This window comes from Pseudomonas sp. GZJR-8, from assembly GCF_002916705.1.
In the GTDB taxonomy this organism is placed as follows: domain Bacteria; phylum Pseudomonadota; class Gammaproteobacteria; order Pseudomonadales; family Pseudomonadaceae; genus Aquipseudomonas; species Aquipseudomonas synxantha_A.
The window spans coordinates 121,202-138,040 of sequence record NZ_JXSI01000008.1 but is presented as its reverse complement, the minus strand read 5'-3'; the positions used below and the strand labels follow the sequence as shown (position 1 = coordinate 138,040).

Annotated in this window: 17 protein-coding genes; 8 read left to right on the top strand and 9 right to left on the bottom strand. The window is 60.9% G+C overall.

The annotated features are described in order from the left end of the window. Window positions 1-41: 41 nt before the first annotated feature. Window positions 42-1,460, bottom strand: a complete 1,419-nt coding sequence (locus TK42_RS17215; RefSeq protein WP_103734740.1) for an amino acid permease — start codon at window positions 1,458-1,460, stop codon at window positions 42-44. Between the two features lie 647 nt (window positions 1,461-2,107). Between TK42_RS17215 and TK42_RS26990 the strand changes: the two genes are divergently transcribed. Both TK42_RS26990 and TK42_RS17210 read left to right on the top strand, forming a co-directional pair. Further along, window positions 2,108-2,245 (top strand): hypothetical protein, encoded by a 138-nt coding sequence (locus tag TK42_RS26990; protein ID WP_003237751.1) that lies wholly within the window; start codon window positions 2,108-2,110, stop codon window positions 2,243-2,245. A 74-nt stretch (window positions 2,246-2,319) separates the two neighbouring features. Further along, window positions 2,320-3,279, top strand: coding sequence for a leucyl aminopeptidase (locus TK42_RS17210; RefSeq protein WP_103734739.1), 960 nt, complete (start codon window positions 2,320-2,322; stop codon window positions 3,277-3,279). A gap of 194 nt (window positions 3,280-3,473) precedes the next feature. Here TK42_RS17210 and rluB read toward each other — a convergent pair whose 3' ends face one another. The 6 genes from rluB to TK42_RS17180 form a co-directional block, all read right to left on the bottom strand. Further along, window positions 3,474-4,694, bottom strand: coding sequence for a 23S rRNA pseudouridine(2605) synthase RluB (gene rluB / locus TK42_RS17205; protein ID WP_005790814.1), 1,221 nt, complete (start codon window positions 4,692-4,694; stop codon window positions 3,474-3,476). Between the two features lie 144 nt (window positions 4,695-4,838). Then, window positions 4,839-5,030: a DUF1289 domain-containing protein gene (locus TK42_RS17200; protein ID WP_032879732.1), complete on the bottom strand. Its 192-nt coding sequence runs from the start codon at window positions 5,028-5,030 to the stop codon at window positions 4,839-4,841. A gap of 129 nt (window positions 5,031-5,159) precedes the next feature. Further along, window positions 5,160-6,074: an SMC-Scp complex subunit ScpB gene (gene scpB / locus TK42_RS17195; protein ID WP_032879731.1), complete on the bottom strand. Its 915-nt coding sequence runs from the start codon at window positions 6,072-6,074 to the stop codon at window positions 5,160-5,162. Window positions 6,075-6,086: 12 nt separating this feature from the next. Beyond that, entirely contained in the window at window positions 6,087-6,785 is a 699-nt protein-coding gene (locus TK42_RS17190) for a ScpA family protein (RefSeq protein WP_164365898.1), read from the bottom strand. 120 nt (window positions 6,786-6,905) lie between these two features. Beyond that, complete coding sequence (locus tag TK42_RS17185) at window positions 6,906-7,535, bottom strand: L-threonylcarbamoyladenylate synthase (RefSeq protein ID WP_003193796.1); 630 nt, start codon at window positions 7,533-7,535, stop codon at window positions 6,906-6,908. Between the two features lie 13 nt (window positions 7,536-7,548). Beyond that, the gene (locus tag TK42_RS17180; protein ID WP_103734738.1) at window positions 7,549-8,412 is read right to left on the bottom strand and encodes a PHP domain-containing protein; all 864 of its coding nucleotides are present in this window, start codon (window positions 8,410-8,412) and stop codon (window positions 7,549-7,551) included. 87 nt (window positions 8,413-8,499) lie between these two features. On the opposite strand from TK42_RS17180, the gene TK42_RS17175 reads away from it, so the two are divergent. From TK42_RS17175 to TK42_RS17150, 6 genes are all read left to right on the top strand, one after another. Further along, window positions 8,500-9,096: a septation protein A gene (locus TK42_RS17175; RefSeq protein ID WP_103734737.1), complete on the top strand. Its 597-nt coding sequence runs from the start codon at window positions 8,500-8,502 to the stop codon at window positions 9,094-9,096. A 1-nt stretch (window position 9,097) separates the two neighbouring features. After that, window positions 9,098-9,397, top strand: a complete 300-nt coding sequence (locus TK42_RS17170) for a YciI family protein (RefSeq protein WP_005790820.1) — start codon at window positions 9,098-9,100, stop codon at window positions 9,395-9,397. A 100-nt stretch (window positions 9,398-9,497) separates the two neighbouring features. Beyond that, window positions 9,498-10,175, top strand: coding sequence for a response regulator transcription factor (locus TK42_RS17165; protein ID WP_078822169.1), 678 nt, complete (start codon window positions 9,498-9,500; stop codon window positions 10,173-10,175). 189 nt (window positions 10,176-10,364) lie between these two features. After that, window positions 10,365-10,823: a hypothetical protein gene (locus tag TK42_RS17160; protein WP_005790823.1), complete on the top strand. Its 459-nt coding sequence runs from the start codon at window positions 10,365-10,367 to the stop codon at window positions 10,821-10,823. A gap of 65 nt (window positions 10,824-10,888) precedes the next feature. Beyond that, window positions 10,889-12,232, top strand: a complete 1,344-nt coding sequence (locus TK42_RS17155; protein WP_103734736.1) for a HAMP domain-containing sensor histidine kinase — start codon at window positions 10,889-10,891, stop codon at window positions 12,230-12,232. Window positions 12,233-12,272: 40 nt separating this feature from the next. Beyond that, window positions 12,273-13,622, top strand: a complete 1,350-nt coding sequence (locus tag TK42_RS17150) for a CoA transferase (RefSeq protein ID WP_103734735.1) — start codon at window positions 12,273-12,275, stop codon at window positions 13,620-13,622. A gap of 578 nt (window positions 13,623-14,200) precedes the next feature. On the opposite strand, the gene TK42_RS17140 is transcribed toward TK42_RS17150, so the two are convergent. Together TK42_RS17140 and arcD are read right to left on the bottom strand one after the other, a co-directional pair. Further along, the gene (locus TK42_RS17140) at window positions 14,201-15,064 is read right to left on the bottom strand and encodes a DNA-3-methyladenine glycosylase (RefSeq protein WP_103734734.1); all 864 of its coding nucleotides are present in this window, start codon (window positions 15,062-15,064) and stop codon (window positions 14,201-14,203) included. Further along, window positions 15,061-16,488, bottom strand: coding sequence for an arginine-ornithine antiporter (arcD, locus tag TK42_RS17135; RefSeq protein WP_005790831.1), 1,428 nt, complete (start codon window positions 16,486-16,488; stop codon window positions 15,061-15,063). The genes TK42_RS17140 and arcD overlap by 4 nt, the downstream gene beginning before the upstream one ends. Window positions 16,489-16,839: the final 351 nt, after the last annotated feature.

The window sequence follows — 16,839 nt, the reverse complement described above, 5'->3', positions numbered from 1 at the left end:
AAACCCGGCACAAGGCCGGGTCTGCTTAACAACATTGACGCTTACTTCACCGCAGGGACCGCCGTAGCCAACGATTGCTGCGCCCGCTTGTTCTTGATCCAGTAACACACCCCCATGAACGCCACCCACACCGGGATCGCGTACACCGAGCGGTCAATGCCCGGAATCATCAACATGGTGCCCAGGATAAACACCACGAACGCCACGCAGATAATGTTGCCATACGGATACCACAGCGCCTTGAACAGCGGCACCTGGCCGGTGCGATTCATGTGCTGGCGGAACTTGAAGTGCGAGAAGCTGATCATCGCCCAGTTGATCACCAGCGTGGCCACCACCAGCGACATCAGCAGTTCCAGCGCGTTATGGGGCATCAGGTAGTTCATCAGCACGGCCACCAGGGTGATCGCCGCCGAGGCCAGGATCGAGCGCACCGGCACGCCACGCTTGTCGATCTTCGCCAGGGCCTTGGGCGCGTCGCCCTGTTCGGCCATGCCCAGCAACATGCGGCTATTGCAGTAGGTGCCGCTGTTGTACACCGACAGCGCCGCCGTCAGCACCACGAAGTTGAGGATATGCGCGGCGGTATTGCTGCCCAGCATCGAGAATACCTGCACAAACGGGCTGCCACTGTAGGCATCGCCGGAGGCGTTGAGAGTCGCCAGCAGGCTGTCCCACGGCGTCAGCGACAACAGCACCACCAGGGCACCGATGTAGAAAATCAGGATACGGTAGATCACCTGATTGATCGCCTTGGGGATCACGGTGCGTGGTTGATCGGCTTCGGCGGCGGTAAAACCGAGCATTTCCAGGCCGCCGAACGAGAACATGATGATCGCCATGGCCATCACCAACCCGCCAACACCATGGGGGAAAAACCCGCCGTGGTCCCACAGGTTGCTCACCGAGGCTTGCGGGCCGCCGCTGCCGCTGACCAGCAGGTAGCTGCCCAGGGCAATCATGCCGACGATCGCCACCACCTTGATGATGGCGAACCAGAACTCGGCTTCACCGAAGACTTTGACGTTGGCCAGGTTGATCGCGTTGATCAGCACGAAAAACGCTGCCGCCGAGACCCAGGTCGGGATTTCCGGCCACCAGTAGTGCACGTACTTGCCGACGGCCGTCAGCTCCGACATGCCCACCAGGATGTACAGGATCCAGCAGTTCCAGCCCGACAAGAAGCCGGCGAAACCACCCCAGTACTTGTGGGCGAAGTGGCTGAAAGAGCCGGCAACCGGCTCCTCGACAATCATTTCGCCAAGCTGGCGCATGATCATGAAGGCGATAAAGCCGCAGATGGCATAGCCCAGGATCATCGACGGGCCGGCGGATTTGAGCACCCCGGCCGAGCCCAGGAACAGACCGGTACCGATGGCGCCACCGAGGGCGATCAACTGGATATGCCGATTTTTCAGGCCGCGTTTCAGCTCGCCTGAAGAGGAATGGGTTCCACTCATGAAAGGGTCTCACGCAAGGTTTGAGGATATGAATGCAGGTTGCTGCCTTGAATTACCAACTCAAGCAGCGCCGTTCAAACCCCAGCGCAGGCACCAGGAGTACAGCGTCTTTCTAATGGTCATACGTCACCTGTTTGTTTTTATCTGTGACGAAATCGAACCCGTCCGGCTCGTGGCCAGGCGGAATGATCAGGGGGATCGAACCCTGAGGTCTTGGCCTTTTGCGTGGGTACGCAAGGGGGGTCACAGTAAAACGCGGCGCATTGTACACCGCTCGACAGCTTCGGCACGCCCCAACAGAGTGCACGCGACAAACTGTCAGCCAATCCTTACAGCTACAGGTCGCCCAAGACTCCCGGGGAAAATTCGTAAACTTATCGTTACAATGCGGAAACACTGCGTTACAGCCAGGTTTTACGGCCAGCCAACGGAAAATTGTCAGTGGGGATTTTCTGAATAAACGGTTCAGCCAATTCGCTGTTTTTTCTGAATAAAAAATAGCTCGCCAAAAACAGAAGAAAAAATCCAAATGAAACCGTGTCAATAAATTTTTTGCATTTTGAAACACTCTCTTCTAGGTTCTTTCCACTTGCCCACGAAGCCTGCGGGCAAGCCGTTCTCAATCAACGTCCTCTAGGAGATACACCATGCAAGCACTGGAAAAAGACCTGGAAACCGAACTGCAACTCGACGATTGGTTTGAAGCGCCGACCCATGAGGCCGCCGTTGAAATGATGCAAGCCGATGCCGTTGTGCCTTTCGGCACCGCGATGTGGCCTTTCTAATACCCGGCAGGCATCCGGCAGGTGCTGTGCACGGCACCTGCCCCCCTTACCCAAGGCACAGAAGGACACCCGTCATGGACAAGGCCCGCGCCGTCGAACACTTTCTCTACTACCTCGCACACCACCCAGCCCTCAGCGGCCTGAGTCGCCCCACCGTGCTGCTGGGCCATACCGAACGCTACGACGCCATCGCCCAGGCAATCACCCACGGCAGCGCCGCCCGCTTCAACTTCCAGTTGCAACGCCTGGACCTGGCTCCCAGCGAAGCCCTGGTGCAAGCCATCGAAGACTGTGACCTGTACCTGTTTCTCTACGACTCTTCCACCCTGCCCAACCCACGCGCCGAAGGCCCGGACTTTATCCGCGCCCTGCACGGCGTGATGGCCGAGCACTGGAAGAAATCCCTGCTATTCAAGGATTATGGTGATTACTTCTACGACACCTTCAGCGTCGAGCCACAGCGTATTGCCGACCTTAACGCCACGCTGATCCGACGCATGTCCCAGGCCAATGTGCTGAGCTTCACCGACAAGCACGGTTCGCGCCTGGAAGCGCCGATGAGCAGCATCAAGAAATGGACCAATATCAACGGCGTCGGCAACCACGACCTGGCGCCCGGCGAAATCGCCACCCACAGTGAAGCCATCAATGGCCAGGTGCGGTTTGTCGGTACCTTCCTCAGCACTATTCCGTTTGCGCGCAAATACGGCGTGCTGCAATCACCGCTGGAATTGTGGATCGAGAACTCGACCATTTGCAGCGTGGCCAGCGACGTGCCGGGGCTGGCGGATGATTTCAACAAGTACCTGAATGCCAACCCGTCCAACCGTCGGGTGGAGGAGCTGGGGATTGGCACCAACGAAGGGGTCAAGGATCTGTATGCGCGCAATGCCGGGTTCGAGGAGCGCCATTGCGGGCTGCACCTGGGCCTGGGCGGCGGGCAGAAAGGCAGTCATCACCTGGATTTGATCTTTGCCAGTGGAACGTTGGCCTTGGACGATAAACCGGTTTTCGATGGAACGTTTGCCTTCTGAACACAAGACTCAAAAACACCGCAGACCAAATGTGGGAGGGGGCTTGCTCCCGATAGCAGTGTGTCAGTAACAGATACTTAGGCTGATATACCGCTATCGGGAGCAAGCCCCCTCCCACAGTTGATTGCATTTCAAATTCAGATCAAAAAAAACGCCAACCCTAGGGTTGGCGTTTTTATGCAGCGCTTAACGCATCACTGCGGCTTCTTGCGACCAAAACCAGGACGCTGACCCGAACCTGCCGGGGCGCCACGGCGCTTGCCCGACGGCTCATCAGCTACCAGTTTCGGGCCAGGGCGCTTGTTCGCCGCTGGCTTGGCTGGACGCTTGGTACTGGCATTGTCGGCCGGGCGATCGGCTTCACCACGGTTGCTGCGACCGCCGCTTGGCGCTTCGCCACGGGCCGGGCGCGGTGTGCGTGGTGCACGATCACCTTCCTGGCGGGACGGTGCGGTTGGGCGACGCTCACCTTCGATCTGCGGCTCGCGAGAAATACGACCGCCGGTTGCCGGTGCATTCAGCGCCGGGCGCAGGGTGCGAGCCACGCGCTCGGTACGCGCAACAGGGCGCGACGATTTACGCTGCATACGCTCAAGCTTGTCTTTGCTCTTGGCGTTCATCTGCGGCATGGCGACAGGCGTCAGGCCAACTTCGGCGCTGAGGATGTCGACTTCGTACTGGCTCATTTCGCGCCAGCGGCCCATCGGCAGGTCGGAGTTCAGGAACACCGGGCCGAAACGCACGCGCTTGAGGCGGCTGACCACCAGCCCCTGGGATTCCCACAGGCGACGCACTTCACGGTTACGCCCTTCCATCACCACGCAGTGGTACCAGTGGTTGAAACCTTCGCCGCCTGGCGCCTGCTTGATGTCGGTGAACTTGGCCGGGCCGTCTTCCAGCACCACGCCGGCCTTGAGGCGTTCGATCATCTCGTCATCGACTTCACCGCGTACACGCACGGCGTATTCACGATCCATCTCGTAGGACGGGTGCATCAGGCGGTTGGCCAGTTCGCCGTCAGTGGTGAACATCAGCAAGCCGGTGGTGTTGATGTCCAGACGACCGATGTTGATCCAGCGGCCTTCCTTGGGCTTGGGCATCTTGTCGAACACGGTCGGACGGCCTTCCGGGTCGTCACGGGTGCAGATTTCGCCATCGGGCTTGTTGTACATGATCACGCGGCGCACCGATTCGGCGGCCTCTTCACGCTTGATGACCTTGCCATCAATGGTGATTGCATCGTGCAGGTCGACGCGCTGGCCGAGGGTAGCCTCGACGCCGTTGACCTTGATGCGCTTCTGGGTAATCCAGGCTTCGACGTCGCGGCGCGAGCCCACGCCGATACGCGCCAGCACTTTTTGCAGCTTTTCGCCTGCTGGGCCGATTTCCTGGTCTTTCTGGTCTTGGTCATTCATCGTAAGCACCTCCCGGTGGGTCGATTCAGGCGTGGCCTGAGGGGTCTTGAAAGCGGGGCCTTGGCCGAATAGGTCGGCAAGGGGTCGCGAATCATACGCGCATGGCGCGTGTTGCGCATCACAGACTAGTCGATAACGCCCAAGTCATTTGCTTTTCCGCCGACCGGTGGCACCCAGCGCCAGCAATCGCAGCTCGGCTTCAGCCAGCACCGTGCGCTTGTCGACTTTGTCGAGCTTCTTCCAGGCGCGGATTTCGCGCTTGCTGCGGCCACAACCGACGCAGATGTCGTCGGCGAACTTGCAGATGCTGATGCACGGGTCTTTGGTGGAACTCATGTTTTCTCCCAGACAGTGGAGATCCAATGTGGGAGGGGGCTTGCTCCCGATAGCAGTGGATCAGTTGATGCATCTGCTGCCTGACACTCCGCTATCGGGAGCAAGCCCCCTCCCACAGTTTTTATTGCGTCAGTCTTCGAGTTGGCGGCGTTCGTTTTCGATGGCTTCGGCCAGCGCCCGGGCTTCGTCTTCTTCGTCGCTCAGCGGCGGCTGTTCCAGGGCGGCGACGGCGGCCAGCAGTTTTTCCCGGGCATCGGCGACGCCGAGGATGTCTTCTTCGACTTCGGGCTCGGGTTCAACGTTCACCTCGGTCTGCGGCTCGTCGGCAGCATCACGCAACAGGTCGTCAAAATCAGTCTTGATCCCTTGCTCCATATCATCGAGCTCCAACAGCAGCGTATGGAAGCTGGTTTCGTCCTTGGGCTCCTCCGGCTCGGCGCTGGCATCGGCCAGTTCCTGCAGGCTTTGCGGCACCGGCGCATCGTCGAAGTCGAGCACCGGCTCGGCCTCCATTTCGCGCAGTTCAGCCAGGGGCGGCAGGTCGTCGAGGTTCTTCAGGTTGAAATGATCGAGGAACACCTTGGTGGTGGCGAACATCGCCGGTTTGCCGGGCACGTCGCGGTAACCCACGATGCGGATCCACTCGCGCTCCAGCAGGGTCTTGACGATATGGCTGTTGACCGCCACACCACGCACGTCCTCGATTTCGCCACGGGTAATCGGCTGGCGATAGGCGATCAGCGCCATGGTCTCCAGCATTGCCCGCGAATAACGCTGCGGCCGCTCTTCCCACAAGCGCCCCACCCACGGCGAAAACTTCTCACGGATCTGCAGGCGATAACCCGACGCCACTTCGCGCAACTCAAAGGCACGGCCGTCGCAGGACTTGCGCAGGATCTCCAGCGCCTTCTTGAATACCGGCGGCTCCGGGCGTTCAGCTTCTTCAAAGAGTTCGAACAGGCGCTCCAGGGATTGCGGTTTGCCCGAGGCCAAGAGAAAGGCCTCCAGCAAGGGTGCCAGTTCGCGGGGTTCAGTCAGATTCATCGATTCAGCTCGTTATTCGGCTCGCGCCCGCACGTGGATAGCCGCAAAAGGCTCATTCTGCACCAGCTCGACCAAGGATTCCTTGACCAGTTCGAGGATCGCCATAAAGGTCACCACCACACCTAGTCGGCCTTCTTCGGCGGTGAACAGCTCCACAAACGGCACAAACCCACCGCCCTTCAGGCGTTCCAGCACATCACTCATGCGCTCGCGGGTAGACAGCGCTTCGCGGCTGACCTGGTGGCTTTCAAACATATCGCCACGGCGCAGCACCTCGGCCATGGACATCAGCAATTCTTCCAGGCTCACGTCCGGCAGCAATTTGCGCGCACGGGCCTCGGGTGCGTCGAGCTTGGGCACCACCACATCACGGCCCACGCGGCTCAGGCCGTCAATGCCTTCGGCGGCGGCCTTGAAGCGTTCGTACTCCTGCAAGCGGCGGATCAGTTCGGCGCGCGGGTCATCCTCTTCGGCTTCGACGGTCTCCGAACGCGGCAACAACATGCGCGACTTGATCTCGGCGAGCATGGCGGCCATCACCAGGTACTCGGCGGCCAGCTCCAGGCGCACCGACTGCATCAGCTCGACGTAGCCCATGTACTGACGGGTGATTTCTGCCACCGGGATGTCGAGGATATTGATGTTCTGCTTGCGGATCAGGTACAGCAGCAAGTCCAGCGGGCCTTCGAAGGCTTCCAGGAAGACCTCCAGGGCATCCGGTGGAATGTACAGGTCCAGGGGCATTTCCATGACCGCCTGGCCATAGACCATGGCGAACGGCAGTTCCTGCTGGGCGCCGGCCTGGGGATCAGCGGTTTCCACGGCCGACATTCAGGCCTCGACCATAAATGGCGCCGGATCGCCACAGCCCACACGCACCACTTCAGGCTCGCCGTCAGCCAGGTTGATCACCGTCGAGGCTTTGTTGCCGCCGTAGCCGCCATCGATGATCAGGTCGACGTGCTTTTCCAGCAGGCGCCGCATTTCGTAAGGGTCGTACAACGGTTCGGTTTCACCGGGCAGGATCAACGACACGCTCATCAGCGGCTCACCCAGCTCGGCCAACAGCGCCAGGGCTATCGGGTGTTCCGGCACGCGCAGGCCGATGGTGCGCTTCTTGGGGTGCAATAACAGGCGCGGCACTTCGCGGGTGGCATTGAGAATGAAGGTATAAGGCCCCGGCGTATGGGCCTTGAGCAGGCGGAACGTACCGGTGTCGACCTTGGCGAACAGGCCCAGTTGAGACAAGTCGCTGCAAATCAGTGCGAAGTTGTGCTTGTCGTCCAGCTGGCGCAGGCGCCTTACACGCTCGACCGCGCCTTTGTCGCCGATCTGGCAACCGATGGCGTAGGACGAATCAGTTGGATAGATCACCACGCCGCCGGCTCGGATGATCTCCACGGCCTGTTTAATCAGGCGCGCCTGAGGGTTTTCCGGATGAATCTGGAAGAATTGACTCACGTGCTCTACCTGTTCAGACGGTGGCAATAATGGGGTCATGCTTGAATCGCCCCCACAACAGCGGCAGATCTTCCGGGACCTGGCGATACTCGCCAATCTCGGACCAGCCGCCTGGGCCATGAAAATCACTGCCGGCACTGACCAGCAGACCAAATTCGCGAGCAAGGATCGCCAGGCTGCCGACCTGTTCCGCCGGTTGATGCCCGTTGACCACCTCGATCGCGTGGCCACCCGCACCAATATAGTCGCTGATCAGCTTGCGGCGCTTGCTGCGGGTGAAATCGTAATGCCAGGGATGCGCCAGGCTGACCCAGGCCCCGGAAGCCCGCAAAGTCTGGACGGTGTCTTCCAGGGTCGGCCAATGCAGCTTCACATCGCCCAACTTGCCGGCCCCCAGCCATTTGCGAAAGGCTTCGGCGCGATCCTTGACATAGCCTTCGCGCACCATCCAGTCAGCAAAGTGCGGACGGGCCGGTGCGTTGCCGCTGTCCCCCAGTTCCTGCTGGATGGCACGGGCGCCGTCGAGGGCGCCGGGCATACCTTTAAGGCTGAGCTTGCGGCTTATTTCTTCGGACCGCAGCCAGCGGCCATCGTGCAATTGGGCAATGGCCGCCACCAACGGCGGGGCATTCTGATCGAAACCGTAGCCAAGTACATGAATGGTGGCGCCGCCCCAGGTGCAGGACAATTCCACCCCGTTGACCAGTTGCATGCCCAAAGAATGCGCGGCTTCGCGGGCCTCATCGAGCCCCTCGAGGGTGTCGTGGTCGGTCAACGCCAGCACTTGCACGCCTTTTTCAAACGCACGCGCAACCAGTACCGCGGGCGCCAGGGCGCCGTCGGAGGCCGTGCTGTGGCAGTGCAAATCAACATTCACGTGGGTATGTAACCTCAAGTCAGCTGGCGCTATCGCAACCAAGGATGTTTGTTATTATGCCGCCACATCCAGCTTCTGGCTCTTACTGTGAAACAATTCATCGACTTCATCCCGCTGTTGCTGTTTTTCATCGTTACCAAACTCGACCCCAGGGTCATCGAAATCGCCGGTCACGAGCTGTCGTTCGGGGGTATCTACAGTGCCACTGCCGTACTGATCATCAGCTCCATCGTGGTCTACGGCGCCATCTTCATCTCCCAGCGCAAGCTGGAAAAAAGCCAATGGCTGACCCTTATCGCCTGCCTGGTCTTTGGCGGACTGACCCTGGCCTTCCACAGCGAAACCTTCCTTAAATGGAAAGCCCCGGTGGTCAACTGGCTGTTTGCCCTGGTCTTTATCGGCAGCCACTTCATCGGTGACCGCCTGCTGATCAAGCGGATCATGGGCCACGCGCTGACCTTGCCGGAACCGGTGTGGGTGCGCCTGAACATGGCCTGGATCGTGTTTTTCCTGTTCTGCGGTGCCGCCAACCTGTTCGTGGCCTTTACCTTCCAGGACTACTGGGTCGACTTCAAGGTGTTCGGCAGCCTGGGCATGACCGTATTGTTCCTGATCGGCCAGGGGATCTACCTGTCGCGTCACCTGCATGACACCGCGCCTACCACGCCGAAAACCGAGGACTGACATGCTCTACGCCATCATTGCCACCGATATTGCCAACTCGCTGGAAAAACGCCTGAGCGTACGCCCTGCCCACGTCGAGCGCCTTAAACAGCTGCAAGCCGAAGGCCGTATCGTACTGGCCGGCCCGCACCCGGCGGTCGACAGCAATGACCCGGGCGACGCCGGTTTCACCGGCAGCCTGATTGTCGCCGAGTTCGCCTCCCTGGCCGACGCCCAGGCCTGGGCCAAGGCCGACCCCTATGTCGCCGCAGGCGTCTACGCTGATGTGGTGATCAAGCCGTTCAAGCAAGTCCTGCCTTGAACCCGGCTGCGTCGAACCTAATCGTTTCGGCGCACTCCTAATGGCTCACGGCGTCACCGGTGGGGTCGTCGCCGTCGACAATGGCTAAATCGAGTGAGTCATGAGCGAGCTGTTACTGATAGATGATGACCAGGAGCTCTGTGAGCTGCTGAACAGTTGGTTGAGCCAGGAAGGCTTCCAGGTGCGCGCCTGCCACGATGGCCTGAGCGCCCGCAAAGCCTTGGCCGAAGCCGCCCCGGCGGCGGTGGTGCTCGACGTGATGCTGCCCGACGGCAGCGGCCTGGAGCTGCTCAAGCAACTGCGCAACGACCACCCGGAACTGCCGGTGCTGATGCTCTCGGCGCGGGGCGAACCCCTGGACCGCATCCTCGGCCTGGAGCTGGGCGCCGACGACTACCTGGCCAAGCCTTGCGATCCGCGCGAACTGACCGCCCGCCTGCGTGCCGTATTGCGCCGCAGCCACCCGACCGCGGTCTCGACCCAGCTTGAGCTGGGCGACCTGTGCTTCAGCCCGGTGCGCGGCGTGGTGAGCATCGATGACCAGGAGTTCACCCTGACCGTCTCCGAAAGCCGCCTGCTCGAAGCCTTGCTGCGCCAGCCCGGCGAGCCCCTCGATAAACAGGAACTGGCGCAGATCGCCCTGGGCCGCAAGTTGACCCTTTACGATCGCAGCCTGGACATGCACGTCAGCAACCTGCGCAAAAAGATCGGCCCGCACCCGGATGGCCGGCCGCGGATCGTGGCGCTGCGCAGTCGCGGCTACTACTACAGCCTCTAAACATCACGCTTAACCCTGTGGGAGCTGGCTTGCCTGCCCCCACCATTGATTTCATCACCTTCAAGGGTTTTGTCAGCTCCTGTCAAACCCGTCTTTACCGAAGCTTTACTCTCCCCTGACCGCCGCTGACCTTGCTCTGCGTAACCTACTCACATCCGGACTCACCGGAATAGAGACAGGAGAATCACCATGCGCAAGACCCTTATCGCTTTGATGCTCGCCGCTGCACTGCCTACCGTCGCCATGGCCATGCCTGAAGGCCCGGGCCCGATGGGCGGTCACGAAGGCCACATGATGGGCGGCCCAGGCCACGGTGAACACGGCCCGCGTGGTAAAGGCGGCCCGTTCAGCCAGTTGGACTTGAGCAAGGAACAGCGTGAGCAGATCCGCAAGCTGATGGGTGACCAATGGCACGCTCGCAAAGACCTGACCCAAAAGTATCTGGACAAACTCCCGGCCGCTGACCAGAAAGCCATGCAGGACGAGATCGCCGCCGGCAAGCAGAAAACCCAGGCCAATATCCGCGCCGTGCTCAAGCCTGACCAGCAGAAGCAATACGACGAGATCGTCAAAAAGCAAGCCGAGCGCCGTGCCGAGTGGAAGCAATTCCAGGAATGGAAAGCCCAGCAAGCGCAAAAAGCGCAATAATGCGAACGTAATGCCTACGGCCCAGTGGTTCACACCACTGGGCTTTTCCTGTTTGAGGGTTTCCTGTGCGTTCATTGTTCTGGCGTATCCTGGCGAGTTTCTGGCTGGCCATCGCCCTGGTTGGCGGGTTGTCGATTCTGCTTGGGCATATGCTCAACCAGGACGCCTGGATTCTCAGCCGCCACCCCGGCCTCAACAACCTGGCGCAAGAGTGGACGCAACTCTACGAAGCCCAGGGTGAGGACGCCGCCCAGGACTTGCTGCAACAGCGCAAACGCCAGTACCACATCGATGTGCAAGTGCTTAACGAGAGCGGCGAGCCGGTGGTGCGCGGTACCTTCCCGCGTCGCGCCGCCGCCTTTGAAGCCCGGCAGAATGACAGCCAGGACGGCCACCTGCCCTGGCGGCGCCTGACCGCCGAGTACACCAGCGACAAAACCGGCGACACCTACCTGCTGATCTACCGCATTCCCCACCCGGAGTTGGAAGCCTGGCACCGCAGTAGCCTGCTGTGGCCGCTCAGTGCCCTGGCAATCACCCTGGTGGTGTTGACCCTGTTCAGCCTGCTGGTGACCTTGTCCATCACCCGCCCACTCAGCCGCCTGCGCGGCGCGGTGCATGACCTGGGGCAAACCACCTATCAACAAAACAGCCTGGCGCAACTGGCCAACAGGCGCGACGAATTCGGTGTGTTGGCCAATGACTTCAACCGCATGGGCGCGCGCCTGCAAAGCCTGATCGGTAGCCAGCGCCAGTTGCTGCGCGATGTGTCCCACGAACTGCGCTCGCCCCTGGCACGCTTGCGTATCGCCCTGGCCCTGGCCGAGCGCGCCAGCCCCGAAGAACGGGAAAAACTCTGGCCACGCCTGACCCGCGAATGCGACCGCCTGGAAGCCTTGATCAGCGAAATCCTGGTCCTGGCGCGGGTCGACGCCGACAACGCCAGCGCCGAAGACATTGACCTCAACGCATTGCTCAAGACCCTGCAAAAGGACGCCCAGCTCGGCGCGCCGGAGCAAGTGGTGCACCTCAGCACCGACGTCGACCTGCGGCTCAAGGGCTGGCCGACCATGATCGAGCGCGCCGTGGATAACCTTCTGCGCAATGCCCAACGCTTCAACCCGGCCGGCCAACCGATTCAATTGCAGGCCCAGCATCAAAACGGGCGCATTCTGATCAGCGTACGCGACCACGGCCCCGGCGTTGATGCCGAGCACCTGGGCCAACTGGGCGAGCCGTTTTACCGTGCGCCGGGCCAGACTGCGCAAGGTCATGGCCTGGGCCTGGCCATTGCCCGCCGTGCTGCCGAGCGCCATGGCGGCACCCTGATCCTGGCCAATCATCCCGACGGCGGTTTTGTCGCCAGCATCGAACTGCCCTTGGTCCCAGGGGCTGCCACACCGGTGTGATGTTCTTCTATAGTGGCCCTTCTCTTACGGAGGGCCTTAGATGACTGACCTGCTGACTCCCATCCAAGCTGCACTCGATTTACCGCACATTGCGCTGCCCGAGACCTCGGCAGGCGCACTGCCCTCGTCCTTCGCCGTGACCGACCTGGCCGTCGCCAGCATCGGCGCCGCTGGCCAGGCTGTTGCCCAGTTGATCCAGCAACAGACCGGGCGGCTGCCCAGCGTCAGCGTGGATCGGCGTCTCGCCTCGCTGTGGTTTTCTTCGTCGATTCGCCCAGTGGGTTGGCAAGTACCGCCGCTGTGGGACCCAGTGGCCGGTGACTACGCCAGCGCCGAGGGCTGGATTCGTCTGCACACCAACGCCCCCCATCACCGTGCAGCGGCCGAACGGGTGCTTGGGCCTGTGGCCGACCGCGCCGAGATGGCGACTAAAGTGGCTACATGGAACGCCGCAGAACTGGAACAGGCCATTGTCGACGCCGGCGGTTGTGCGGCGCAGATGCGTACGTGGCAAGCCTGGCAGCAGTATCCGCAAGGCTTGGCGGTGAATGCCGAAGAGTTGATACAGCGTCAGGTCTTCGACACTGGTATCGACAAACCCTGGCTTGGCTCACCTGCGCGCCCGCTGGCGGGTATCAAGGTGCTGGACTTGACCCGCGTATTGGCCGGCCCCGTGGCCAGTCGTTTCCTCGCCGGATTGGGTGCAGATGTACTGCGCATCGATTCGCCAACCTGGAACGAACCGGGCGTGGTACCGGAGATGACCCTGGGCAAGCGCTGTGCCCGCCTCGACCTGAAAAGCCCTGAAGGCCGGCAGGTATTCGAAGCCTTGCTCAAGCACGCTGACGTACTGTTCCATGGTTACCGCGCCGATGCACTGGAACAGCTGGGTTACACCCTCGGCGAGCGCCAACATATCGCCCCCGGCCTGATTGACGTCAGCCTCAATGCCTATGGCTGGAGTGGCCCGTGGCGTAACCGTCGCGGTTTTGACAGCCTGGTGCAGATGAGCAGCGGGATCGCCGAGGCGGGCATGGCCTGCAAGCAAGCGGATAAGCCCGTGCCGCTGCCGGTGCAGGCGCTGGATCACGCTACCGGTTACCTGATGGCCGCCAGTGCGATCCAGGCCTTGAGCGAGCGGTTTGCGTCAGGTCGGGGCGGTTCGGCGCGGTTGTCACTGGCGCGCACGGCCAAATTGCTGGTGGACGCAGGGCAGGTGCCGCAGCAGGCAGCGTTGCGCGGCGAAGACATCAATGATCAAGGCTTGGTGGTAGAGCAGACCACCTGGGGCCAGGCCCATCGGTTACTGGCGCCGCTGAGCATCAGTGGCACGCCGTTGCAGTGGGATTTGCCGGCAGGGGAATTGGGCGCGCACCGGCCTCAGTGGTGAACTGAAGACCGCCATCGGGGGCAAGCCCCTCCCACTTTTGAATGTATTCACACATCAAATGTGGGAGGGGGCTTGCCCCCGATGAGCATGGGTATCTACACAACTTCGTAGCAGTCACCAGTAACCACGATGCGAAGCGAGCTGCTCTTGATCTTGATCTGCTTTTGATCTCAGGCGCCCCGTTAAACCACGCTGGCCGGAATTCGACAGGGATTTGTGGGGTAAACCGGCAGGGATGCCGGTTTAGCCGCCCCGCGCCATGGATGGCGCGTGGCGGCGGCCCCCCAAATCCCTGTCGGATTACGGGCACACCGAGCCTGAGCGAGGTGCCGAGTGGTGGGGCGAGGACCTTTTGCTTACTTTTGGGTCCTTCCAAAAGTGAGCCGCTGTAAGAGCGGAACCCTAAGTGGCCGTTACCTAAATAACGGATATGTACTCGGTTTGATCCGGCATCCTGGTCGGCCCTAAGGCCGCCATCGCGAGCAAGTCGAATCGTCGCACCGCCCCTCCCACAGGGACAGCGCCATACCAGAAGTTGTGTAGATACCCATGCCCCGATGAGGCCAGTACAGCCCCCATCAATCCCCGCGATTCAACGACGTCCACAAATGCTGCGCCGCATACGCCCTCAACGGCTGCCACGCCTCGGCCCGCGCCAGCAACTGCCGTGCCGACACCGGCCCGCCTTCCAGCGCCGTCAGCGCATTGATCAAGCCGATGTCCCCCGACGCAAACGCATCCGCCTCGCGCAACTGGCGCATGGCGATGTACTGCGCGGTCCAGTCGCCTATCCCCGGCAACGCCACCAACCGTGCAACACCTTCCTTGAGACTGGCCTTGGGCTCGAAAATCCGAGGGTCATCCAACAACGCCTGGGCCACACCGGACAAGGTGCGGCCTCGCGCCTTGGGCATGCCCAGGGCCGCCAGGTCCGCCGCCGCCAGCACCTCGGGTGCCGGGAACAGGTGAGTGATACCGGCGTGGGGGGTTTGCAGCGGCTGGCCATACTGCGCCACCAGCTTGCCCGCCAACCGGATCGCCGCCATCACCGTGATCTGCTGGCCCAGCACTGCGCGAATGGCCAACTCCAGGCCGTCCCATGTACCCGGCAACCGCAGCCCTGGTCGAGCCGCAACCAGTTGCGCCATCAACGGGTCCCTGGCCAATTGCAGGTTGATCACGGCGGGCACGGCATCCAGATCAAACATCCTGCGCAGGCGCCGCTCGATCTCGGGCAGCGCGACCGGCTCGGGAAAGTCGACCGTCACCTCCAGCCAATCCCCCGCCCCCGGCGCGACGCTGATCCAGCCATGTCGCCCGCCCACACTGATGCTGCGTCGATACACTCCGGCCACCACGGTTTCCAACCCGGTGATTGCCCGCGCCGATAAGAACGCCACCATCGCCGCCCAGTCGTAAGGCGGTTGATAGGCCAACCTCACAGCGACAATACCCCGCTATACAGCCCGTACGCAGCCAACCCGGCGCCCGCGATCACACAACCGAAAATGCCTTTTTCAAGCGATGTAAACAACGGGCGGCCCTGCTCCCGCTTGGCCAGGGCAAACAGAATCACACCCGGTGCATACAGCAGCGCCGACAGCAGCAAATATTTCAAACCGCCCGCATACAACAGCCACACCGCGTAACCGAGGGCAATCAAGCCTACCAGCAGATCTTTCATGCGTCGGCGCTGAGCGCCTTGATAGGTTTCGCCGCGCGCGCTCAACAGCACCGCATAGGCCGCCGACCACAGGTACGGCACCAGAATCATCGAAGACGCTAGGTAGATCAGGGTGGTGTAGGTACTGGCCGAAAACAGCGTGATCACCAGAAATGCCTGGATCATCACATTGGTCAGCCACAACGCGTTAACCGGCACCTGATTGGCATTTTCCTTTTTCAGGAACGCCGGCATGGTCTTGTCATGGGCAGTGGCATAGAGGATTTCCGCGCAGAGCAACGCCCACGAAAGCAATGCCCCGAGCAGCGAAACCGCCAGGCCGAGGCTGATCAATATCGCTCCCCAGGGCCCGACAATGTGTTCCAGCACGCCCGCCAGGGACGGGTTCTGCAACTGCGCCAGTTCCGGCTGGCCCATGATGCCCAACGACAGCACATTCACCAGCACCAGAAGCGCCAGCACGCCCAGGAAACCAATCACCGTCGCGCGCCCCACATCCGAGCGTTTCTCGGCCCGCGCCGAGTACACACTGGCGCCTTCGATACCGATAAACACAAACACCGTGACCAGCATCATGTGGCGCACCTGCTCGACCACGCTGCCCATCTGCGGATTGCCCAGGCCCCAGATATCACGGGTGAAGATGTCGGCCTTGAACGCTACGGCGGCAATCACGATAAACATCAGCAGCGGCACGATCTTCGCCACGGTGGTGATCTGGTTGATGAACGCCGCTTCCTTGATCCCGCGCATCACCAGAAAATGCACCGCCCACAGCAACAGCGATGCACAACCGATGGCCAGTGGTGTATTGCCCTGACCGAACGCCGGGAAAAAGTAACCCAGGGTGCTGAACAGCAACACGAAATAGCCGACGTTGCCCATCCACGCACTGATCCAGTAGCCCCAGGCCGAGGAGAACCCCATGTAATCGCCGAAGCCGGCCTTGGCGTAGGCGTACACCCCGGAATCCAGTTCCGGTTTGCGGTTGGCCAGGGTCTGGAACACAAACGCCAGGGTCAACATGCCAACCGCGGTAATGGCCCAACCGATCAGCACTGCGCCTACTTCGGCGCGGGCCGCCATGTTTTGCGGGAGCGAGAAGATCCCGCCGCCGATCATCGAACCTACTACCAGGGCGATCAGGGCACTGAGCCGAAGTTTCTGGGCTGGTTGGGACATGCAGGTTCCTCGCAATAAATGTTTGAGCCGACCACCGCGCACTCAACTAATTCAATTTAATGACGCTAGCGTTTCATAACATAAGGGTATGTAAACGCAGGAAGTTTAGGCTTATTTAGAATTTAAATACGGCAATTATGAAGTGCTCGTCAGACAACGTACAAAAAGTTTGCACATTCGCAAATACGAACTAGCTTCAACACCCATGCCCCGGACCAAATGATTAACCACATTGTAGGAGACCGCTCTAGCGAGCGCCTTTGCACAGGCCGTGTCGCCCCGCAACTGCCACCCTAAGTCGTTAATTCACAATGGAATGTGCCAATGAACTGATCTGAGTCAGCTGTTTTA